This is a genomic window from Flavobacterium sp. Sd200 (assembly GCF_009826935.1).
Taxonomy (GTDB): Bacteria; Bacteroidota; Bacteroidia; order Flavobacteriales; family Flavobacteriaceae; genus Flavobacterium.
On the sequence record NZ_WUMN01000005.1, the window covers coordinates 1 to 24,227 of the forward strand.

Sequence of the window (24,227 nt, forward strand, 5' to 3'; positions counted from 1 at the left end):
CTATGATGGTAAGATGCTGAACGATGGCGGCAGGGTAGCCTTATACTCTGTAGCTGAAGCTACCAACCTTAGCATACAGGCAAGGAGTGCATTTGTAGCAACCGATGTTGTTCCTATGGGCTTTACAGCCTTGGCAGCAGGGCAGTACACTATTGTCATAGACCGCAAAGACGGCCTGTTTGACGAAGGCCAGGAAATCTACCTAAAAGACAACCTTCTGGGTACGGTAACCAGCCTTGAAGAGGCTTACACCTTTACCAGCGAAGCCGGTACGTTTAACGGCAGGTTTGAGGTGGTATATGCAGCCAGCCCATCATTGGGAGACGACGACCATAGCTTAAATGTCAACAGTGTTATGGTATTCAAGCAAGGCAATGGCATAGCCATCAACACAGGCTCAGCTTCAATGAACAGCGTAACGATCTACGACATACGCGGGCGTCAGCTATATACCAAATCAGGCATCAATGCAACAGAGACTGTTGTAAGCGGCCTACAGGTAGAACAGCAGGTACTTATTGTAGAGGTTGACACTGTAAAAGGAAAAGTCAGCAAACGCATAATTTTCTAATCCCCCGGTTGCTTTAAACAAGCACTTAAATTAAGGAGGCTGTCCAAAATAATTTTTGGACAGCCTTTTTATTAAAATAGAAATATGATATTTATTTAAAAAACACATAAAAACTTGACTACCAATAAAATTACGTTACACGAAGAGGCTTTTTCATTATGAAAAAAAATACTATGAATTAGATCTGTGTTAATAAAATCACATACAAATCTTATTTTTTCTTACACATAATGTAACAAATAACACAAACTACCGTCTTATTTAAAAGCATTATAACATAATTAATAACTTAATATTTATATTTTTGCAAAAAAATAAACCATGAAAAAAACTTTACTTTCTGTTGCACTTATAGTAGGTGCTTATTTTAGTGCCAATGCACAACAAAACATTTCATTTGAAACAGCTGAAGGCTATAACACCGGAGCACTATTTGGACAAAATGCGTGGGTAGTTATGGATGATGAAGAAGGCGGGCCGGGCGAAACTGCTGTGGTAGTATCTAATGAAAGGTACACTGAAGGTGCACAATCTTTAAAATTTGTTGCCGACGAAGAAGATAACTTCCTGTATTATGATGTATTAAAATCTTTTGATGCAGAAGGTACAACATTTTCAATAAGCCAGGATATATATGTTGACGGCATTGATACTGAATGGGGCTCTGACCTTGATCTTATTACAGGTTATATAGATAGCGAGAGTGCTACTTTAACTTCTCTTGTATATTTTTCTTATGATGGTACAATTAACATCCACACAGGATATGATGAAGAAGGATATCCGGTAGTTGAGGAGTTCTTTACCTTTTCAGAAAATGGATGGTTTAATATTAAAGTAAGTTTTGACACAACTGCAGGTACAGTTACTTATTATGTAAATAACGAACAGGTGCATACCACAAATTTAACACCGGGCTTTGCTGTAAATACTTTGGGCTATACATTTGGTTCTTACACTACATCTTATTATGCCGATAATTTAACGATAACAAGCGGAACTACCGGAGTAAAACAGCAATTAGCTTCTAAATTCTCTGTATCGCCTAACCCGGCTACAAATAGTATTAGCATTGCCAACACTGCAAGCGCTTTAATTAACAATGCTACTTTAACCGACGTTAACGGACGTACCGTTAAAACTGCTAAGTTTGCAGGTGTTAGTACAGCACAAATGAACATAGCCGATCTTGCCTCGGGTGTTTATATGCTTAACATATCTTCAGATAGAGGAACTGCTACCAAAAAGATCGTTAAAAACTAAAAATATCTTTATATAAAAATAGATCAGGCCGCTTTTCAGCGGCCTGATTGTTTTATAAAAACTTCTTTTTACTTCTTTAAAAGCTCTTTTACAGCAGTTTCGAGTTGTTGATCCTGTCCGGTATTTGTTTTGCCCGGTTCGTTTTTAACCTTAACATCCGGCTCCAACTGAAAGTTTTCCATCAGCCTGTCTTCTTTAACTGTACGCATACCTATTTGCGGTATCCCGAAAATTGTTTTACCGTCTATCATTTTCTCCCACCATACAGCAGTACCCGTACCCGGAACCGGCATACCTATAAGCTTACCTATGCCAAGGGCTTTATATGTATAAGGAAACATGTGTGCATCGCTGTAATTGCCCTCGCTTATTAACACCGTCGAGGGCTTTTGCCATTTAAACAACGGCTCGCTACCCATTTTTTGGCCTCTCGGCTCAAACGTCATGTAAGGTTTGCCGCTTAAAAAAGTAGCAAGATCATCATGCAGCCATCCGCCTCCATTAAAGCGTGTATCTACAATAAGTGCCTGTGCGTCGTTATACTTGCCAAGGGCTTTTTCAAAAACTTCTCTAAAACTCTCAGAATTCATACCTCTAACATGCACGTAGCCGAGTTTACCTCCCGATAAACGCTCAACATCTTTCTCTCTGTTCTTAACCCAACGATCGTAAGCAAGGTTACTCTCCTGTGTAAGCGTAATAGGCTCAATAATTTCGTTCCAGCGTTTGTTAGTAGCAGGATCATAAAAACCAACAAGTACTTTTTTATTAGCTTTACGATTAAGCAATGCATAATAATTTTCGGTTGGGGTAATTTTTGTGCCATCTATTGCTTCAACAATAAAACCCGGTTTAATTTTTTGCTTGGCTTTAAACAGCGGACTGCGTTCCAGTACTTCAACAATCCTTACGCCATTTCCTGTATAAGCATTATCTGTAAAAATGCCTAAAGATGCAGTTGCATCGTCGCCCGGATTAAGCTCAGGACGATAGCGACCTCCCGTATGCGATGCATTAGCCTCGCCAAGCATTTCACCAAGCAAATCAGCAAAATCTGCCGAGTTGTTTATGTAAGGCAAAAACTTAGCATACTCATTTTTATAAAAATCCCAGTCTACACCATGCAGGTCCTGCAGATAGAATTTCTTTTTAAATTGCCTCCATGCATGCTCAAACATATAAGCACGCTCGGCAGTCTCGTTCAGGTTCATTTCGGCCGAGAAGTTTACCGGCTCTTTTTTCCCTTCTTTAGTGCTTATTTTTACTATCTTTCCTCCTTTGTCTATAAGATACAGGTATTCATCTTTTTTATCTAAAACCAACCTGCTGTCTTCGGCATTTAGATTAGTAAAAAGCTTGGTCTCTTTTTCCCTGAATTTTGTACGCCAAAGGTTGGTCCCTTCTTCAAAACGGGTAAGATAATACAGGTTTTCGGCATCTTTATCTATCACAAAATCAGACAGCCTCGACGAATGTATAGTAAGCTTTTGCTTGCGGTCCTGCAATCCTTCAAAATCTATTATTAAAGGTTTAACAGCTTCTTTTTCATCTGCCTTATCCTTTGCCTTCTTATCTTTCTTGTCTTTGTTTCCTTCTTTTTCTTTATCCTTTTTAGCATCTTCAAGCTCTTTCCATAAAGCATATTCGGGCTTGCTCAGTTCAAATTTTTTCTGTGCATTTTCGGTAAGGAAAATAGCATACACATCGCTTTCAGAACCCCAGCTTCCGTGAGAACGGTAACCTTCTTTGTCGGATGCCCAATACACCATTTCGCCCCCCATTCCAAACTTTGGCTGTCCGTTGTTATAGCCGCTTTGACTAAGATTTATTGGCATTTTACCGTCGTTAACGTTCAAGAGGCCAATATCAGTATTCCAGCGGCTGTAAGCCATATACGTTACAAGCATCCATTTGCTGTCCGGGCTCCAGGTATAATACTGGTCGCCATCGCTATAAGAATAATTATATTTTCCGTCAAGAACCGTGCGCACAGCACCGGTGGCTTTATTTTTTATCCTTATGGTGGTACGCTCTTCTAAAAAAGCAATCTCCTTGCCATCTGGCGAATATTGTGGCTGGAACGATTCTTTACCAGAATTTACCACAGCCGTTTCTTTAAACTGAGAAGCATCAAAAAAATACTTTTCGTCTTTATTTACAAGGCTGGTTTCATAAATATTCCAGCAACCGCCACGCTCCCCGGCATATAACAGGTTTCGGCCATCGGGACTGAATTCTATATTACGCTCCTGCTCCGGAGTATCTGTAATGCGCTTTGTAATACCAAACTCTGTACTCACTACAAATACTTCGCCATGGCTAATAAAAGCAGCCTCTTTACCATTTGGGGATATAGCAAATTCATCAGCACTACCTTTAATATTCTCAATCACTTTTTCGTTGTAGCGTTCATCACTCTGTAGCTGTATGGATACTTTTTTTGGTTGTCCACCATCAGTTTGCGTATAAATCTCACCATCCCAAGTGTAGCATAGCACCCCATTGTTAGAACGGCTAAGAAAACGCACCGGGTGTTTTGTAAAGTTAGTTACCTGCTGGGCACCATTTTCTTTATTAGCATTGAGCGAGGCTTTCCATACATTGAAAGTCCCTCCCCTTTCGCTTAAAAAAAAGTAATTATTCCCGTCTGCAAATACGGGGTTGCGTTCTTCGGTATTGGTTTCGGTAACCGGAAAATAAGCATTCGCCTTAACATCATATATCCATAAGTCGCGGGTAACAGATGATGTCTGGTGTTTTCTCCACGGGTCTTCATATCCCTTACGGTCATGGTAGAATATACGATTGCCATCGGCACTAAAAACGGCATTCTCCGCCGGGGTTGCTATAATGCGTTTCTCCTGGCCTCCGGCAGTTTTAACTTCATATAATTCTGGCAAATGTGGCGATGGAAATATAGATGAAGTTGCATCATCGAGCCTTGACGTGGTAAAAATGATTCTGTCTCCTGTAGGGTTGAAAGCCGTAGGAATATCATCTGCCGAATGGTAAGTAAGCCTCTTAGCCACTCCCCCATTTGCCGGTATTACAAAAACATCTTTATTACCATAACGAGCCGACGAAAAAGCTATCTGGCTGCCGTCCTGGCTCCAAACAGGGTCGGCATCATAAGCTTCATGGAGTGTTAGCCTTACTGCCTGACCTCCGGTAGTAGCAACTTTAAAAATATCGCCCTGATAAGAAAACGCAATTTCCTGTCCGTTTGGCGAAATTGCTGCATTGCGCAGCCATTTTGGTGTAGAATTTGGCGCGGGAGCAACCTGCGCAAACAGCCCCATGCCTACAAGCATGAATGCATAATTAAAGTATCTCTTCATTTTTTGATTGATTAGTAATAACAAATATATTGTTTTCGTTTTATACAGCAATCTGTGCGCAATTTATACATAGCATTATTGCAGACGGGCTCATGTGTTTTTTATATATTTGCTTGAATCAATAATTGCCTTTACTAAAAAAAATGAAGAAATTTAGCCTTATGCTGCTTGCACTGCTTTTTACTACAGTTGCATTTGCCCAAAAAAGAGAAAAAATAAAAGGGTCTAAAAATGTTACTATTACCCAAAAGGAACTCCCTGTTTTTGAAACCGTTGAAATTGAAGATAATATTGAAGTTTACTTTATAAAAGGCTCGTCTCAACGTCTTGAAATCGAAGCCGACGACAACCTGCACGATGCCATTAAGACCGAAGTTACAGCCACAACCCTACGCATATATTGCAGCAAAGAAATTAGTGGTGCAAAAAAAATGGTAATACGCATTACATATATTGACAGCCTTAAAAACATTACTGCAAAACATGAAGCTACTATATATGCAGTAAATGAATTGGAACTGGATAGCATTACGGTAAAAAATCTTGATTTTTCCAAATCATTCCTTAATGTACGATCAAAAAATTTTGGGCTTATTATGAATGACAAAACTAAAGCCGAAGTTAACATTAAGGCCGACAATACCACTATTGAGCTTAGTAAAAATGCTGACCTGAAAGCACTTATTGCTAGTCCTTCGGTTAAATGCGATATGTATCAAAAAACTACGGCTGCCATTGAGGGCGATGCAGAAAATGTTCAGTTAAGAATTGATAACAATGCCGTCTTTACAGGTAAAAAGTTTACAGCTAAAAATATGGAACTTACTGCCGAAAGTTATACAAAATGCAGTATTTTAATTACTGACATATTAACCCTTTCTGCATCGGGTAAAACCGAAGTTGGCCTGTATGGGACACCAGCTACAGTTACCATGAAAAAATTTGCAAATAACGCAGTAATAGCTAAAAAAGAAGATTAGAATATCTACCCACAATTAATAAAAATGAGCACTATATGGTGCTCATTTTTATATTATCAAATAATCCGTTAAATGAATTAATGGCTTCCCAGTTCGCCAAGGTAACGCTCCGCATCAAGTGCTGCCATACAGCCGCTACCCGCAGCGGTAATAGCCTGACGGTAGTCTTTATCCTGAACATCGCCCGCAGCAAATACACCCGGAAGATTTGTTTTTGTAGTTTTTGGCTGAGTTATAAGATAACCCGTTTCATCCATCTCTAACTGGTCTTTAAAAATATCTGTATTAGGTTTATGCCCTATGGCAACAAATAAACCTGTAACTGCTATTTCCTGTTTATCTCCTGTTTGGTTATTAACTACACGCAGTCCTTCCACTACCTGATCACCTAATACCTCATCAACTTCTGTGTTGTAAAGTACTGTAAGGTTTGGTGTATTTTGTACACGGTGTTGCATGGCTTTACTTGCACGCATATGATCTTTACGTACCAGCATGGTTACATTTTTACAAATATTAGCAAGGTATGTAGCTTCCTCAGCGGCTGTATCGCCAGCACCAACAATGGCTACATCCTGACCGCGGTAAAAGAACCCATCGCACACAGCACATGCCGAAACACCACCACCTCTAAGACGCTGCTCGCTAGGCAAACCAAGATATTTGGCCGTTGCTCCGGTAGAGATTATTATTGTATGAGCTAAAACTTCTTTACTGCCATCGATAGTTACTTTATGCCATCCGCCAACTTCTTTACTAAAGTCTACTGCCGTTGCCATACCAATGCGCACCTGAGTACCAAAACGCTCAGCCTGTTTTTGCAGTTGCATCATCATAGTAGGACCGTCTACCCCATCAGGATAGCCAGGAAAGTTATCCACTTCAGTAGTTGTAGTTAGTTGCCCTCCCGGTTCAAGGCCGGTATATAAAACAGGGTTCATATCTGCCCTTGCAGCATAAATAGCAGCTGTGTAGCCCGCAGGACCTGAACCAATAATAAGGCATTTAATTTTTTCTATAGTATCAGACATGATATTTATTTGCTATTGATTTTTGTAGCACAAAGGTAAGTTTTTAATAAAGATTTTGGCAAGCAATAGCATTAGTTTTAGCTATACGAAAATAAAATTTAGCTATATTCTTTGTCATAATAAATATTGTAGTATATTTGCACCCTCTTACAAGAGAAACGGGGTGTAGCGTAGCCCGGTCATCGCGCCTGGTTTGGGACCAGGAGGTCGCAGGTTCGAATCCTGCCACCCCGACCAGTACAGAACTAAAATGTACTAAAAGTCGTAAATATCAAGTATTTACGACTTTTTTATTTTGTGTTACATACCAAAATAATCCATATCAAATAAATATAAATGTGAGTCATTAGGTGAGTACTTTTTGGTTTTCAAAAAACCATTCACAAAAACGGGTTTAAAAATCTGTAATACAATATATTACAACTATTTTTTAACATTTGCAGCCAAACTGTGCCTTATTGTGCCACTTTTTAATGACCATCTGAATTCTTGCAGTACTTAATGTCTAATTTTAAAACATTTGGTATGAAAAGCAAGAACACATTTGGTATCCAGTTCGTTATCAGGATGCCTAAACAGCAAAAAAATAAAAAAAACGACCGTGTATGCCCGCATAACGGTAAATGGAAGAAGGTCTGAAATCTCCCTTAAGCAAAAAGTATAGCCTAAAGATTGGGATGATGTAAAGGGGCGTGAAAAGGTAATCGTGGAGTTTCATAAGTATAGCTGTTTATTAAAGCTGATAAAATACTGAAAATTAATATTATGGTAAATATTAAACTGGCATGTTAAGCTTTAAAAGATTTACGTAACATAATAATTATTTGCAGTTTTATGCTGTGATAGTTTCTTCCCATCAAGCTCCAACAGGGTTTCCTCTATGGTTCTTGCCATTGTATCCAATGCAAGGTCATTGGGTTGCGTACCAAAAGGATCTTCGAGTTCATCAGCGATGGCTTCAAGGGCCAGGAACGTATAAGCTACAAACACTATGATGAATGGCGTAAGCCAGCCCAAAATATCAACAAAACCAAACGGCAACATAAAACAATAAATGTACACCGTACGATGCAGCAATACTGAATAGGAAAACGGTATGGGCGTATTGGCAATACGTTCACAGCCGCCAATGATGTCCGACAGCTTGTTCAGGTTTTCTTCAAAAGCCAGTTGGGATAGCGGCGCTATGTTTCCCTGTTGTTTGTTGACTTGTACCCAGTCACCCAAGGATTTCAGAAGTAGTACTGGCTTAAAACGAATGGGGTCAAGTTCCTTTACCAATGCTTCCGGCAGTAGCCTTTTCATATCTTCATTCGGACTGGTATGTCGCAATTGGTGCTTAAGGGCATAGACCAATGCGATGAGTTGGTTCACGAAGTACGAGATTTCCTCTTTAGATTCTTTATTTTCAGAAAGGTTGTGAGCTTGGCGCACTAACGAGCGTGTATCGTTTAGCAAAGCACCCCACAATTTACGCCCCTCCCAAAAACGGTCATAACTTACATTGTTGCGGAAACCTAAAAAGATGGCCAGGGCGATGCCAAAAAGGGTAAAAATGGCTGGGTTAATGTGCAGATGGTGCACTATTAAAACATCCTGGAAATATACTAAAACACTTGAGTAGACAAAAATCAGCAGCAGCCTGGGTAAGAGTTGGGATAGCACCGAACCTTGCCATTCAAATAGCATCTTAAACCAGTGCGTTTTTTTCTTGATAATCATTCTGCTGTGAAAAGTAAATACTACATCAAAGCTATGGATAAATATTTAGAGGGACATCAGAAAACCGAATTAAACTTGTGCAGAGGTCGTCATTAAATCACTTGTTAACTCGTTAAAATTCGAAGTCAGGATAATCTCCGTACTCAATTTGTGATATTTCGCAATTGACAAGTCCTAAAATTAACGATACAGGATTAATAATAGTAAAAAATACATTTTTTAAGACAGAAGTAACTTTGTGGTTGCTTCAGTATTTTGTTTTATAAGTTTTCATTTTGATACTGTTTTGCTGATGCATGAGATTTGGATGTATATCTGTTCCCCGCCCTTGTGCTCGCCACGCTGCCGCTGGCCTTGTTTTACTTCGGGGTTGTTATGCCCATAGTAACGGAAGTTTTCCAGCTTGCCGTACCCAAGCAGACTATTGTTATCTTCAATGCTTGTACAGAAATCAATAGATAGCCAAAGGAATTTCACTGCACACCACAAAGATAGCTTTGCTCCTGAATATAACTGTGGATCGGCTTGTAAAAACCTAAAAAATGAGATAAATGATTTTTTAGAATGAATTATTTTAAGCGTACGTAATGCTTTCGAAGCATGGCGTACACCAATTTATTTTCCAGTATACTCAATTTCAAAAGTAAATTCTTAAAATAGTGATCAGGATAGATGTGATATTTGTAAAACATATAGCGCATTCGCGAATACAGTGTATTATTCTCACAACTAATAGGAATTTATATGGTTTATAAAAAACAATAAAAATACCTATTAATGGGTATTTTTTCAACGGACAGCATTTCTTAAATTAGTGTTAAATACAACTGTATATCATTGATTATAAATAAGTTTTAAATACTAAAATAAACATTCAGTATTCAATGATATCCTATCTTTTACTAACTCTATATTTTATTTAATTATAATTTTCATAATGAGAGACCAACTATCAAATATTATAGACGACATTAAACATGAAAAATGTATTTTAATTATTGGTCCGGATATTCATGATTTTGGGGAGAAATCCTTTTTTGAAAAGATGTGTGATGATCTTTTTAGCAATGAACATCATGATTCTTTTTTTGACAGTACTCCTAACTATGTTTTTCCAAATGAGGAACTACTCCAGTTAAAGCCAGGTATTAAAAAAAGAAGGGTTATAAAAATGATGGAAAGCTTTTATAAAAAACAAATTTTGTTTGATGCTCCACTAAATAAAATTGCACAAATACCTTTTCATCTTATAATATCTTTTTTGCCTGATTCCCGACTAAAAACCATATTTACAAATAAAGGGTTAGATTATAGCTATAACTACTATCCAGCGGAAGAGGTGCCTGTTCAAATTTCTGAAGATAGCTACCCCTCTAAAAAGAAACCGCTTATATATAACTTAACGGGTGACTTTGAAAAAAATGAAGCTATAGTAACTTTTGATGACCTTTTTTGTTTTTTATCTGGCATTATGGGAGCAAGACCTTTACCTAAAAAGATACAGGAAAGCTTAAAATATGCAGATAGCTTTATATTTTTTGGAGTGCACTTTGAGAGATGGCATGTACAGCTTTTGTTAAAACAAATAACTTTAAACGGAGGTATAAATTACAGTGTTTTAAAAAATGGGAGTGCCAGCAGTAATGATGTTTGTCTTTTTGTGCGTCGTAGGTTAGAGGTAGACTTTTTAATGGATGACCCTTTGGATTTTCTAGATAATTTATATGATGGATGCCATGAAGAAAATATGTTAAAAAATGGTTCGCCAATAGCCAAAGTATTTATTTCTTACAGCCATAAAGATAAATTAGGGATGGAAATTTATAATCTATTAAAAAGTAAAAGAATAGAGGTTATGATAGATGAGGTCAGTATGCCTGGGGGCCAAAAGATTACTGATTTTGTTAACATAATACGTGAAGTTGATTTTTGCATTCCTGTCCTATCAAAAAACAGTCTGAGGTCTCCGTGGGTAATGAAAGAAATACAGGAATGCTTACAATACGGCAAACCCCTAATCCCTGTTTGTATAGATAATGAACTGTCGATAATAACATCTAAACAGGCTGAAATTGTTGCAAATGACAGAATTACAGAGATAAATCTAAAAATTATTGAGAGCGGAATGGCGGGTATTGACAATTTACTTGTTGAAAGGGAGCGTTGGTTAGAATATAACAGAAGTTTTAGTAAAATACTAAGCGAATTAAAGTCTATGAAATATTATAAAATAGATAATGATAATCCTAATGACTTTATAAATGGGGTGGTAAAAGATATAACGGGTTAAATAAAGAAATCATGACAAATATATCATCTCCTACACTAAAAAACAGATATCCCGGAGTGCGTCCGTTTTCTGAACATGAGAACAACCTTTTTTTTGGAAGATTAAAGGATATTGAACAGCTTAAAAGTTTAATATTTATTAATCAAACAATTGTTTTGCATGGCAAAAGCGGCTATGGTAAAAGTTCTATTATTAATGCCGGAATTATCCCACAATTGCGTAAGACCGAATCCTGGAATTATTTCCACATTAGATTTAATAATTATTCTGAAAAAAAAGAGGAGGAAACTTTAACCCCTTTTCAAACAGTAAAGCAACGGTTGCTGGAAAACATCGATATTTTAGACAATAATGAATTTAATAATGTTTTTGCTGATACTAATTCTTTTTGGCACTGCATAAAACAAAATCAGTTAAATAATAAGTCGGCTAAATATATTATTTTTTTTGATCAGTTTGAAGAATTGTTTACTTATCCTAAAAAACAAGTTTCCGAATTTTCCGAGCAATTATCTCAGTTACTGTATTCAACAATACCATCGCGTATAAAAAATATTATAGACGAGATGGATGAACAGGATTTGATTCCTGATGAGGTTCATGATATCTTATATCAAAAACCTGAAATTAAGGTTGTTTTTTCAATACGGTCAGACAGGTTATCATTAATAAGCATGTTAACAGACTGGCATCCTAATATTTTAAAAAACTGTTATGAGCTTGATGCATTGACATATTATGATGCTATAAATGCAATAACTGAACCTGCAAAATTAGAAGGCTCACATTTTAAAGCAGCAGCTTTTACTTACACTGATAGCGCTGTTGAAAAAATACTATTAAATATTGCAAATACCAGTGACAAAAAAATTGAAGCATCAACCCTTCAAATTGTTTGTAGATATATTGAAGAAACACTTGTAGTAAGTCAAAAGCACAGTGTTATTACAGATGACCTGCTTGGAAATATTGCAGATATTTTTCAGCAATATTATGAAGCAATACTAACGAAACTGAATACAGAAAACAAGCTTAAAGTTCAGAGGCTAATTGAAGACGAGCTAATTGATGATGGTAAACGCCACCCTCTGTCTAAAGACTATATTATAAACAGGTTTAAGTTACCGCAGGATTTATTATTTGAACTTGAGCAAAGTTCTTTATTAAGCAAGGAAAGAGATGCATCCGGGAGAATGTTGTATGAAATTAGCCATGACTCATTGGTAATTCCTATCAGCAAAGTGGCACTAAAAAGACGGGAACAAGAAGAGCGTGAAAAAAGGAAGCAAATTGAGTTTAAAGAAAGTGAAAAAAAGAAAAGACTGGAAAAACAGCTTGAAATAGAAAGTAAAAAATCGAGTGAATTATTAATACTGAATAAACGCCTAAAAAGAACAAATGCAATTACTAAATTATTTGCAGCCGCTTTTGCAATTGTATTGGTTTTTGCCTGCTATACCTGGAAAAAAGCTACTGAGGAAGAATACAGCGCAAAACAAGCAAAGAAAGAGTCAGATATATTACAGGCTAATTCACATAAAACTAAAGCTGATGATTTTTTTGCTGCCGAGGTTGAAGACCATGAGAATTTTCAGGATGCCATAAAAGAATATAATGTTGCTTTGAAATATGTGGATGAAAACGATTCTCTATACAAAACAATTAAAAATAAAATAGAAAAATGCAAAGAAAAATTACCCCAGCGCTGATTTTGCTTTTATTTGTCGGCATTTTTGCTAATGCCCAATCAGGTAATCAATCAAAATATCAGAACAGGCTTGCTATAGCCGAAAAAAAAATGAAGGCGTCTGATTTTAAAGGTGCGCATCAGGAATATACGTATGCAAAAACAATTGCAAGAGGTGCCGGTATGAATACTGACAGAGCTGAAAAGGGTATAAAGACAGCTTTGGATTCGCTCACTAAAACAAAACCTAAGCCTTATCGCTCATCTATCAATATTGCTGTTAAAAGAAAGATTACGAAAAAAGTTTCAAATAACGAGATTTTTCTACCTCCTTTGAATGATGATACAATAGATAATCCTCTACCAAGAATATCTGTATCGACTTCCGGTAAAACCATAGATTTATCGGGCCGGTTTGTAACTTATTCTCCTATTCTTGATAAAGTATTAGACGATATCAACTACCTGTTAATTAATGAGAGTCTTAAAAACAAAAAACAACTATCGGGCGATGATATACTTGTCAAAAATACTGAAGAACGGATTTTTAATTCTGATTATGAAAATGAAGCAATGCGACTATATGACTCAATCTGCAGCATTGCTCCGCTAAGTATAAGTGCTGAAAAAGACATATACATATATTTAACAGTGGCAAGCCACTACGGTAGAAATTTGTTAAATGTAAAGACTCAATTTAATAAGGCCGATTCTGTAGCCACGATAATTAACAAAGCTTTAAAAATAGCAGAACAGAAAGATTTTAATTCGGCTAAGAATAAATTTAGCGATGCAGCACTCGAAGATTTAATTTCAGGTTATTATTTCGAAATAAAAGATACTGCAAGTATGTATTCTCATGCTGTAAAAGCTGCAGATATGGCAAGACAGGCTTTAGCGCTTAGCCCTGCAAACACATATTATATAAAAGGATTAGTATATTACTTAAGAAAAATAAATAAAGTACCCGGAGCACGATTAAAAAATGATGAAAAGAAAAAAGTGCTTGATGTGATATCTTCTTTGATTAATTATTCAGATATATTTTTGGGTAATGATGCTTATATAGTTAATTTAAAGTTAGATGGTTTAAGCGGCAAGAGTAACAGCAGTAATAATTTTATTAATAAAATTAAAGACAATAAAAACCCAAATTATAAAAATATCCTGTTAACAAAACTATACAACAAAATAAATTCCGGCAAAAAACAGAACACAGACAAAGCATTGGAATACTTTATTAAAAGTTTTCAGGAAGAAATAAAGTCACAGGTTTTTTTAGAGGAGCTGCAAAATCAATATAATTCTCTTGTAAGCAATATGGGAAGTTATGACGTAAAAGAAAAATTTATTGCATATAGTACTATTGTTAAGGCCATAGAGGAAAGCGATAAAGATTTTATTAACCTGCATAATATTTCATATATATATGTTAACGCAAAATCAGCGTTGGCTAATTTACATTCATCAAAAAAAACTGAAACTGATGAGCTTACAGCAATAGCTCATTTAAAAGATGCTATAGAGGTTTTAGAAAGCACAGGGCTTTTAAACTATTATACCAGTTATTCTGATCATTACATTCAGTATTGCAAAATGTATTATAATTTACTAGAAATGAGTGTAAAAGCAAAGAAATATGTCGATGCAAAAAAATATTATGATGGAATGACAAAACAGTTCATTCCTTTACTTGAAGAATTTAAATTCGATTTCTATTTGCGGCAAACAATAGCTAAAGCTTCTGTTAGATATGGCGATTTTGCCTTTAACAAGAATTTGTACAGGGAAAGCCTTGGAGCATTAGAATTTGCCTCATTTGAAGGAAGTAAAAAAAGTACCGAATATTTGATAAGGGTTTATCAAAACAATGAGGATGGCTTGAGGGATACAATGAAATTAAAAGATTATTATCAAAGAATAGTATATCAATCTGATATTATAAAAAGATCTACAGTAAAAGCGGAATTTAACAATCGTATTGATGAAATAAATGTATATCTGATTTCACGCCATCCCGGTTACCTTTATAAGGGCATCGATGATCAGGTTGAGTGGCTAAGGGTTACTAAAGGCGGAATAGTAGATAAAGAAGACGTTGACTATTTTAATGAAATGCAGGTAACAGCCTGGGAAAATGAAATCTCTTTGCAACAGGTACTTGATGAAAACGAATCTGTACCTAAAAACCAGGAAATTACAACATCAAAATATAAAAAAGAATACGATAAAATTCAGGACAAAGTTAACAAAAAAGATTACGGCACTGCCTTTAACAGCTATAAAAGCCTTAATGATACATTTAAAAAAGACCTGAAAAATGCGATTAACAATACTCCTGCAATAGAAGATTACATTGTTTTCTTAACCAAGTATGGGGAATTTCTTAACTCTGACGAATTTAAAGGACAAAATGCAAAAAAGAGAGCAGCGGTTGAAATATATGGAAGTTTATTGACAATTGATCCAACCAATCAACAGGCTTTAATAAAAAAGACATCAATAAATTATGAATTAAACAAAGAAAAGCCAGAAAATTTAACAAAATACAACAAAAACATTTATGAGCTATTTTCTTACTTAGATTTATATCTGAGTGATGCTGATTTTAAAAATGCAAAAAAAATTAGAGAAAGGTTATTAACGGTTGAAAATACTCCATACACTAAATACCGCCTGGCACAGCATTATACCAAATATGGTAAATTAGATTTTAAAGAACTTTTAAAGACACGGAAACAGGCATTAGAATACAGAGAATATATTGTTATGCAATATATTCCTGACAACATAAAAAGCAGAAAAAATTTTTACGAACAGTTAGTATCGGTTGACGAATTACTTACTGACAAAGAAAAAACTAAAGAGGCAAAAAAAGAATTTTCAAAAGACTATTCTCAATTAGCTTGGTATTGTATGCTGAACGACAGCAACAACAAGACTTTAGAATATATTAATAAAAGCATAGAACTTGATCCGGAAAATAAAGATGCCCTTGCTTACAGACCCCATGCCTTGCTATTAATGGGTGAATTTGATAAAGCAAAAGATACCTATTTATATTATAAAGATATGCCATTTAATAAAAAAGGATTAACCACATTCAGGCAGGTGTTTTTATCCAATTTCAAAGAATTTGAAAAAGCGCATATCTTTAATAGCGACATTAAGAGTATAAAAGAGTTCCTCAACCAATAGTAATTTGCTTATAAAATCATATATCATGTCAATTTGGGGTCCGTTAGAAAATCGTTATTCCAGTACAAAACAACGTAAAATATTGTCTTTAGACGGTGGAGGTATACGTGGGGTTATTTCTTTGGAAATTTTACTGGAACTGGAAAAACAGTTAAAAAAAGAATTAAAGCAGGATGACAACTTTACACTTAGTAGCTACTATGATTATATTGGAGGTACAAGTACAGGGGCAATTATAGCCGCAGGCCTCTCATTGGGATTGAGTGTACAAAAATTACTGGATTTTTATATTCAAAATGGTAAGGCTATGTTTGATAAAGCCTTTTTTTTAAATAAAATAAACTTTCTCTATAATGAGCAACCACTTCTAAAAAAACTAAAGGAAACATTTGGAGAAGAAGAGATAGACTTAAGGTGCGGGAAGTTTAAAACATTATTAATGGTTGTTATTATGAACCGCACCACAGATTCGCCGTGGCCTATAAGCAATAACCCATTAGCAAAATATGCAGATACAGACAGGCCGGATTCTAATTTAAAAATACCGCTTTACCGTCTTGTACGTGCAAGTACTGCTGCTCCCGCTTATTTTAAATCAGAGACAGTAGAATGGGAACGCAATAACCCTCAAAAGAAATTCGGATTTGTTGATGGTGGGGTTACCCCATATAATAATCCTGCATTTCTTTTGTACAGAATGGCAACACAGGAAGCTTATAAATTAAATTGGAAAACCGGAGAGCGGACCCTTTTAATAACATCAATAGGCACAGGATCTGCATCCAGCCCCGGTGTGTACAATAATATCTTTAAAACATTGTTTAAACTCCCCGGCAATTTGATGCATGCTATGCAAGTGGATCAGGATATTAGCTGCAGAACGGTGGGAAGATGTATATATGGCAGCCCAATAGATAAAGAATTAGGTGATATGCTACCGCTGGATGAAGAAGGCAAACCATTAAACATGGATAGTGATGCCAACCGACATTTTAGTTATGTACGGTATAATGCTGACTTGAGCCCTTTAGGGCTACAGCACTTAAATCTTAGCCATATAAGCAGTAAAGAAATCTGTAAAATGGATTCTGTAAAAAACATACAACTATTACAACAGGTTGGGATAGCCGCAAGCAAACAGGTAAATGTAAAACAACATTTTAACCATTTTATTGATAATGGAGTTTAAAATACTGTTTACAGGGCATATGATTGATAAACAGGAAAGGGAGGTGCCCCGCTTTCCTCCTGATAAAGAAATCAGTGCGCGCAAAAAAATGCTAAAATGTTTAAAAAAAATAATCAAGGATAATCCCTCCAATTCCTATATAGGCATTGCCGGAGGTGCAAATGGGGGAGATATATTGTTTCATGAACTGTGTGATGAGTTAGGTATTAAAACTAAAATTTATATTGCCATGCCTGTAGAACAGTTTAAAGAAAACTCTGTAGTATTTGCAGGTAAGAATTGGGAGGAACGTTTTGATAAATTAATAGGTACCCGCCCCCCAATAATAAATTTAATTGATGAAAAAGACCTGATAAACCCATGGGAGCAAATCAATATAGTGATGCTGAATTCAGCACTTAAAGGAGGGCCAAAGAATGCTGCGATAATAGCATTATGGGATAAGAAAAAAGGAGACGGACGTGGAGGTACATACCATATTGTAAATAACAAAATAACTGAGGAAGTAAAAAAATATATTATTGATATAACAAAAATTTAATTATAAACGTTACTATATAATAGTGATTTAATTTAAATAAAACACTATTCCACACATCTCAAATAAATTACCTCCTAATAAATAACGAACAAAAATCCTTTTTTACAAAATTAGGCAACAGTGATAATGACTTTATAAAAATAAATCACTTGAACAATACACAAATACCCTTACACACCACACACTATGAATATTTTAATTGTCGATGACCATCCGGTAATGATTGAAGTGTACGAATATATCTTAAGTACATCAACCAAAATAAACTATAACTTAACCTGTGTTAGTAGCTGCGAAGAAGCTCATGATACACTCACCGAAAAAAAACTCACCAATACTTTTTCATTAGCAATTCTAGACTATAAACTTCCGGAATACAGCCACATGAACATTACCAATGGATGCGATATAGCAAGGCTTGTTAGAGCATACAATCCAAAATGTAAAATTGTGATGGTAACAGGCCAGAATAAAATTTTATTTATCTATGACCTTTTGCATAAAATATATCCTGAGGCATTAATCCTGAAAAATGACCTTGTAATAAATCATCTTCCTCAAATTATTGAAAGTGTATTAGATGGTAATCACTACTATAGTGCTACTGTTAAAAGTTATACCGCTAAAATGTGGAATGAAAACCTGACCTTAGACGAAGATGACCGAACAATCATTTTTAATCTTCAAAAAGGACATAAAGTTAAAGACCTTCCTAAAATTATTAATCTATCGGCAAGTACAATTCAAAGAAGAATTTTTAATATAAAAAAGATTTTCAAAGTTGATGACGATAGCAGCCTTATACTTGAACTGACATCGAGGGGTTTTTTGTAAGTATAATTACTTAATATTTTAACAAGAATGAGCATAAAACACCCATTCTTGTTAAATATCAATATACTAACACTTTACACATACTAATTGTGGGTATTTTTTTGTTATTTTATGAAAACCAATCCCACTTTTAATTATGGAAAATTTCGATTCAGTTTCGCATTTTTTCACCAATCCAAATCAAATAAGCCAAAGCTCGGCATCAGCACAGGGTTTTGGTCCTGTCTCTGCAACCCAGTATCGCATCAGCACCGTTTTTACAGCTACAAATACAGCTAAGGCTTATGCTATTTGTAAGGGCGTTGTTTTGATACAGTCAAATTCAAATTCTCCCAATAAAGTTAACCTTATATTAAAACCCTACAAGCAACCCATTAGCGGAGTTAATATTAAATATTTTATTTATCGCGGATTACAAAAAAGTGATTTTTTCACAGGTAATCTGGTTAATGAAAATGATACGGGAAGCTCTGATTTTATAGATAAAATACGTACAGATTTTAGTGAATTTCATGCTACCGAGCCAAACCCTAACCCTCCATTCCTCGCTAAGTATATAGGTTTTGATACGACATTTCCTGGTGAACGTTTAATAGACGATTTTTTCTTTAAACAATCCCAATATGTAGAGAGCAATGGTGAGTTTATTGAAGATGACGAGGGCTTTGGGGCATTCGAGTTACCTATCATAAACCAGGGAGCATCCTTAGGATATTTTACACCAGGCGACTGCGCTGTAGATGTAGTATTAGACTATGGTGATTACAAACCTTTAGGCGAAGTAGGCGAATTTAAATTTGACCTGGCCTACGCCCGTGCAAATGTTGCTGTAATAGAACTTCCCGGGACAAGTACTTATACAGATAAGGTTGTTAAAGAACAAATATTTCAGTTTCTGGATGTAGCAGCCTATTTTGGCTCTCATGCCCCAAATGGTAAAGTAATTATAGACAATAACGGCACAAAACAAAATCTAACCGGAGCCGATATTTACACCAATGTTCTTAATAATTTCATTACAAAAAACAACTTATACCTCTATATCCAAAGCGACAGGACACGGTCTTATAACTTTTATAACAACTACAATATAGGCCAAACAACCAACTCACTGAAATATGGGCTTACAGCAAGTTCACTCACAGATAGAAGTTACAGCACACAGGGCTGGCCTATAATTATAGAATCTCCATCATCAGCAAGTATATTTTTACAGTTTATAACAGACAATAATGTAAACACTGTACTTTATGGGCAAAAAGGAACTGTTGTAAATGCTGCAAAAAATAACTTTAGTAATGCTGATGATTTATTACTCCCTCCTGACGAAAATGGAAATTTAAGTGTACTGACCAAAGTTTTAGAACTTACAAATCCGGTTTCGGCAACTAATGCACCTATAATAAGTACGTTTAATATAATTATTTACCAGGGTATTGCATACAGCTATGTTGCTGACGAAACAGTTGATGAAAATAACAATCCGGTTACAGTATATGCACAACCCAATTTTTTTGATGATGTTTTTGACCTGATTAATGCTGAACCGATTTTTCAAAGTGATGGCACAGACTATTCTGTAATAAATTCGAAAAAACTTAAACTGATTAATGAGTATTACAACAATAAACAACAGGGTATCTCTGCTGTGCAAACACTCGTAGTGAAAGACAGTATAGCAACAGGCGATGAGGCAAGCCCTTATTTAAAGCGTGTAGCTTATATTACGGAAACGGTAGAGATGCTTAATAACCCAATATCATTATCCGTTAAAGTGGCATCAAATATAAATTCAACAACTGCTACAAACAAACATACGAATCCACAATCCAATTATATATTTCAAAGTCCTTATTATACAAGTGTTCAACTATTTACAGATAATTCTGTTATTGTAGGGTTGCAATTAAATATCATTGATGAAGGAACTCCTTCCAAAATTGCTTTAGGTATAACGCAAGCGGAAAATATTCCACTAAAAGCAATTATTAATACATTAAATCTTCAAAATCCAAAACTGTTCTTACAAGATTTACACAAATTAAAAAAAGATTTTATATCTCCGGAGGGAATTAAATTTCGAAAATATAAATTGGTGATTGTTGGTGATAACATTAATAGCGTAGGCAAAATTTATTTTCCCGATAATGATATTTATATATACTCATTAGACAGAAGATTTTATTTTTCTGCTGCATATAGCCAATATGTGACTGTTGATGAATATGATTTTAATAAATTAATCTTAAGCGTGGAATAATGGAACAAGTTGTTATTTTACATACCGGAGGAACACCTGTAAAACTAAATAATAAGTTTACAGGATTAATATTTGACGTTGATGGATGGCTTAATGAATTTAAATATAATAATGTTTCATATAAATTTTATAGTCATGAAAGTTTCAGACGTGCAGACCAAAACCGAAAAGGTTTATCAAATTACTTTAATGTTTCAAAATATCTATTATATATACAATATATAGGAAATGAAATACCTACAGCATATGACCTTGTAAATTTAGAAACATTTGACTTTAAACCTTTCATCGCAAGTGTTGGAGATAATGTGAGCGTCAATATAGTTAATTTTGAATATCCTTACAATTACTACTATAAAAATAAAAAATATTCTTTCAATGTTGAGATAGATCCTGTAACTAATAATGTACGGAGATATATTGACCTTGAAACGCAAAAATTAAATTTTCCTGCTAATGCAACAGCGGTGGATAATTACATTAACTTGAACATAGGACCCACGGGTTATTTTTTTAAAAAAAATGGTGGTGATCAAATAGAAATATGGCAAATAGACGATTTTAAAAAAGCTACGTTCTGCCGAATCTTAACTTTATCTGCATTTGTAATTTCTTATATAAACAAGGATATATTTAGTAAAATCATAGATTCTACTACCGAATTAGTACTTGATGCTGCGGCTAATAGTAGCACTCCTGATATTATTGGCCTAACAGATATTGAAATAATGATATTCTTACTTAAAAAGAGTTGGGGCTATTATTATATCCCTGGTAGCAACTTACCTCATCGAGAAGATTTTGATGCCGTATTATCCAATACACCAAATGAAGAAGAATATCTAACCTATCTAAATTCACTGGACAACTTTTACAATCAGGCGTATGTTTTGCAAGACTTGTTAGCTGCACAACCTGCAGAAAAAAAATTCAAACCTTTAATGGCACTATTACCCGTTCCTGCTTTAATATTAGTGCCATTGAGATTAAGAATAGAGGTGTTGAAGGATTTAATGAAAAATCCAATTAATCAACAGATAGAGCTTTTTGTTCTAAGAATTATTCACTCAATTAGTAATGATGATGCTAATATTTTTTTAGATTTCTTATTAAAAAAAGAAGATGGTCTTACAACTGTTTTTCAGGTTTTATATGAAAAAATGGATGATGAGCGGCTCACAAGACTGCCATTTCTTTCACTTGTAGTATATGAATTGCCTAATAGAATGCACTTTGTAACTGCATTGTTTAATTTATGGAAGGTCTCAAAATATAACTTTTATCGCCCTGACGGTTTTATAAATCAACAATGTTATTTTTTTACAGATGAGGGTAGACCATATGTAAAATACAGTAATGGTAAACTAAAAGAAATAATTTTAGAATATGGTCAAAGTGAGTTGGACATTTTTCCTGAATCAGATATTCCAACATTAAAACTTTTCGTTGCAACTTCAGTAAATTATAAATGTCTTAAAGCTTTAGAAGGAATATTTGTTACGATTGAAAAAGATGTAAATTACATAAGATATTATGAAACTCAAGGTGGTGGTCATATTACAGGAACTTCTGTACCCTCAAAAAAAACAGAAACACAATATCATCTTTATCAGCCTCTAACTATTACAGGGCATAAAACACAGGGAGTAGTAATACCTAATGAGACAAGTATACCCGCTTTTCTTTTTTATTATACTCAAGATTATGAAAAGCTTAAACAAATTGATGCAGCAATATCTTTGGCAATAGAAATTGGAATCGAAGCAATTGCATTTTTTTATTTAACCGGAGGGCTAACAACATTAAAGCATCTTGGTCATTTACGTGAATTACTAAATATTCAGGCAGCAATAGAGGGTGGAATAGCAGCAAATGAGACTGTCTTAATTTGGACAGGTTTAGAAGCAGGTACAGAAGTTTTTAGTGTCACAGCAAGTGTAATTTCTTCTTTATCTAATTACAACGCCACAATTCTACCGGAAGGACCTGAAAGAGATCAGCAAATTGAGGTTAGCAAAACCTTTATGTGGCTATCTATTATTTCTGCCGGAGGTGCAGCATTATTTAGATACAAAGCCGTAAAATCAGCAGAACAGGTTTTAAATTCAATTGCTGATGGCATAAACACTAATATCCCTTCGAATGTATTAGAGGTTTTAACACATTTAAAAGGACAGAAAACCGTTGCATTGGCACAATTTCAGGGTAGTTTAGCTAGTTATAATAATATAACAGCCAAATTGAATAGCTATACCGATGAATTAAAAGCAGCTTTTTGGACCGATTTCAATAGTGTACAAGATAGTACATTTTGGAATAGATTAAACTCAAATCAACAATATATTGATAATTGGAGAGACCTTTATTTAATGGGAGCTCCTGAACGAATGTCTATTAATTTTGTATCTGACACCCCATTAGTAAACGGAATGGTAACATATTATCAAGTATCAGGATTAAAAGAAATATTAATACCATTAGCATATAATGAAAAAGTTAACTTTTTTAGAAAGTATTCACAGCTTGATAACACCACTTTTCAAAAAATAACAAATCAACCTAATAGGTTAGAGTTAATTATAGAATATGAAAGAGGTTTTAAAACGGGGCCGGATAAATTCGATGATAATGATATAATGGATATTATAGCATCAGATTTAGAAGAATCACATATAAATTTGTTAAGAATTAAAAATACTACAATACTTAGAGAGGCATTACAGGAATATATTGATAGAATTAATAATCAAACAATTCCTGTAGATAGAATTATACAAATTCATGATGGAGAGCCATTTACATTTTTTAGCACACCGCCAAATCCAAATAGAAGGGCAGCGAGAATAAAAAGAACTAATACATTACTAGTAGAAATTCAAAAATATTCCGATGGTATTCCAAGTGGAGATATTATTAAAGAAAACTATTTGAGTGGTGACCAAATTTCAATACAAAAAATTCTAAATGAAGTCCCTCAAAGCCAATTAGATTCATCTTTTTTTAGAGATATAACAAATCATGATGAATTTAATATATTTAAAAGAAAAGCATTTGATTTAGGAGATAAAAATCCTGGCGGAATATCAAGGTCACGTGTTGATGATAGTGAGGTTAAATTTATATATAATTTTTTAAATGATCATTGGAATACAGCTGACCGTTTCGATATTGTATTTGAATCGAAATTGTACACCTGCCAAAGTTGTCAGGGATATTATACCTATTTATTAAAGATGGGAGATGAATTCGGAAAAACTTTAAACATTACTGTTAAGTCTAATCCAAAAATCGGTACAGCTAGTGATATAATAATAAATTAAAAT

Annotated in this window: 15 protein-coding genes and 1 tRNA gene; 12 read left to right on the forward strand and 4 right to left on the reverse strand. The window is 34.7% G+C overall.

The window, feature by feature from the left end:
- The coding region (locus GR160_RS13800) for a T9SS sorting signal type C domain-containing protein (protein ID WP_160750475.1) at positions 1–571 on the forward strand (571 nt) is incomplete at its 5' end.
- Positions 572–892: 321 nt separating this feature from the next.
- Positions 893–1,834, forward strand: coding sequence for a T9SS type A sorting domain-containing protein (locus GR160_RS13805; protein ID WP_160750476.1), 942 nt, complete (start codon positions 893–895; stop codon positions 1,832–1,834).
- Positions 1,835–1,902: 68 nt separating this feature from the next.
- On the opposite strand, the gene GR160_RS13810 is transcribed toward GR160_RS13805, so the two are convergent.
- Positions 1,903–5,172 (reverse strand): S41 family peptidase, encoded by a 3,270-nt coding sequence (locus GR160_RS13810; protein ID WP_160750477.1) that lies wholly within the window; start codon positions 5,170–5,172, stop codon positions 1,903–1,905.
- A 143-nt stretch (positions 5,173–5,315) separates the two neighbouring features.
- Between GR160_RS13810 and GR160_RS13815 the strand changes: the two genes are divergently transcribed.
- Positions 5,316–6,152 carry a GIN domain-containing protein gene (locus GR160_RS13815; protein ID WP_160750478.1) on the forward strand — a complete coding sequence of 279 codons (837 nt, stop codon included), beginning with the start codon at positions 5,316–5,318 and terminating at the stop codon, positions 6,150–6,152.
- Between the two features lie 77 nt (positions 6,153–6,229).
- Here the strand turns inward: GR160_RS13815 and trxB are convergent, their stop codons facing one another.
- Positions 6,230–7,183, reverse strand: coding sequence for a thioredoxin-disulfide reductase (gene trxB / locus GR160_RS13820; protein WP_160750479.1), 954 nt, complete (start codon positions 7,181–7,183; stop codon positions 6,230–6,232).
- Between the two features lie 159 nt (positions 7,184–7,342).
- Between trxB and GR160_RS13825 the strand changes: the two genes are divergently transcribed.
- Positions 7,343–7,420, forward strand: a tRNA-Pro gene (locus GR160_RS13825).
- A gap of 567 nt (positions 7,421–7,987) precedes the next feature.
- Here the strand turns inward: GR160_RS13825 and GR160_RS13835 are convergent.
- Both GR160_RS13835 and GR160_RS19590 read right to left on the reverse strand, forming a co-directional pair.
- A complete protein-coding gene (locus GR160_RS13835) occupies positions 7,988–8,905 on the reverse strand; it encodes a bestrophin family protein (protein WP_160750480.1) in 918 nt (305 codons plus the stop codon).
- Positions 8,906–9,175: 270 nt separating this feature from the next.
- Complete coding sequence (locus GR160_RS19590) at positions 9,176–9,382, reverse strand: DUF5712 family protein (protein WP_370519226.1); 207 nt, start codon at positions 9,380–9,382, stop codon at positions 9,176–9,178.
- 460 nt (positions 9,383–9,842) lie between these two features.
- Between GR160_RS19590 and GR160_RS13840 the strand changes: the two genes are divergently transcribed.
- The 8 genes from GR160_RS13840 (at position 9,843) to GR160_RS13875 (ending at position 24,224) form a co-directional block, all read left to right on the forward strand.
- Positions 9,843–11,195: a toll/interleukin-1 receptor domain-containing protein gene (locus tag GR160_RS13840; protein ID WP_160750481.1), complete on the forward strand. Its 1,353-nt coding sequence runs from the start codon at positions 9,843–9,845 to the stop codon at positions 11,193–11,195.
- An 11-nt stretch (positions 11,196–11,206) separates the two neighbouring features.
- Entirely contained in the window at positions 11,207–12,904 is a 1,698-nt protein-coding gene (locus GR160_RS13845) for a hypothetical protein (protein WP_160750482.1), read from the forward strand.
- Positions 12,877–16,080: a lipopolysaccharide assembly protein LapB gene (locus GR160_RS13850; RefSeq protein ID WP_160750483.1), complete on the forward strand. Its 3,204-nt coding sequence runs from the start codon at positions 12,877–12,879 to the stop codon at positions 16,078–16,080. The genes GR160_RS13845 and GR160_RS13850 overlap by 28 nt, the downstream gene beginning before the upstream one ends.
- A gap of 25 nt (positions 16,081–16,105) precedes the next feature.
- A complete protein-coding gene (locus tag GR160_RS13855) occupies positions 16,106–17,269 on the forward strand; it encodes a patatin-like phospholipase family protein (protein WP_160750484.1) in 1,164 nt (387 codons plus the stop codon).
- Positions 17,259–17,810, forward strand: a complete 552-nt coding sequence (locus GR160_RS13860; protein ID WP_160750485.1) for a hypothetical protein — start codon at positions 17,259–17,261, stop codon at positions 17,808–17,810. Before GR160_RS13855 ends, GR160_RS13860 begins: the two co-directional genes overlap by 11 nt.
- 186 nt (positions 17,811–17,996) lie before the next feature.
- A complete protein-coding gene (locus GR160_RS13865; protein ID WP_160750486.1) occupies positions 17,997–18,644 on the forward strand; it encodes a response regulator in 648 nt (215 codons plus the stop codon).
- 136 nt (positions 18,645–18,780) lie between these two features.
- Entirely contained in the window at positions 18,781–20,904 is a 2,124-nt protein-coding gene (locus GR160_RS13870) for a hypothetical protein (protein ID WP_160750487.1), read from the forward strand.
- Positions 20,904–24,224 carry a hypothetical protein gene (locus tag GR160_RS13875; RefSeq protein WP_160750488.1) on the forward strand — a complete coding sequence of 1,107 codons (3,321 nt, stop codon included), beginning with the start codon at positions 20,904–20,906 and terminating at the stop codon, positions 24,222–24,224. Before GR160_RS13870 ends, GR160_RS13875 begins: the two co-directional genes overlap by 1 nt.
- The last annotated feature ends 3 nt before the right edge of the window (positions 24,225–24,227 follow it).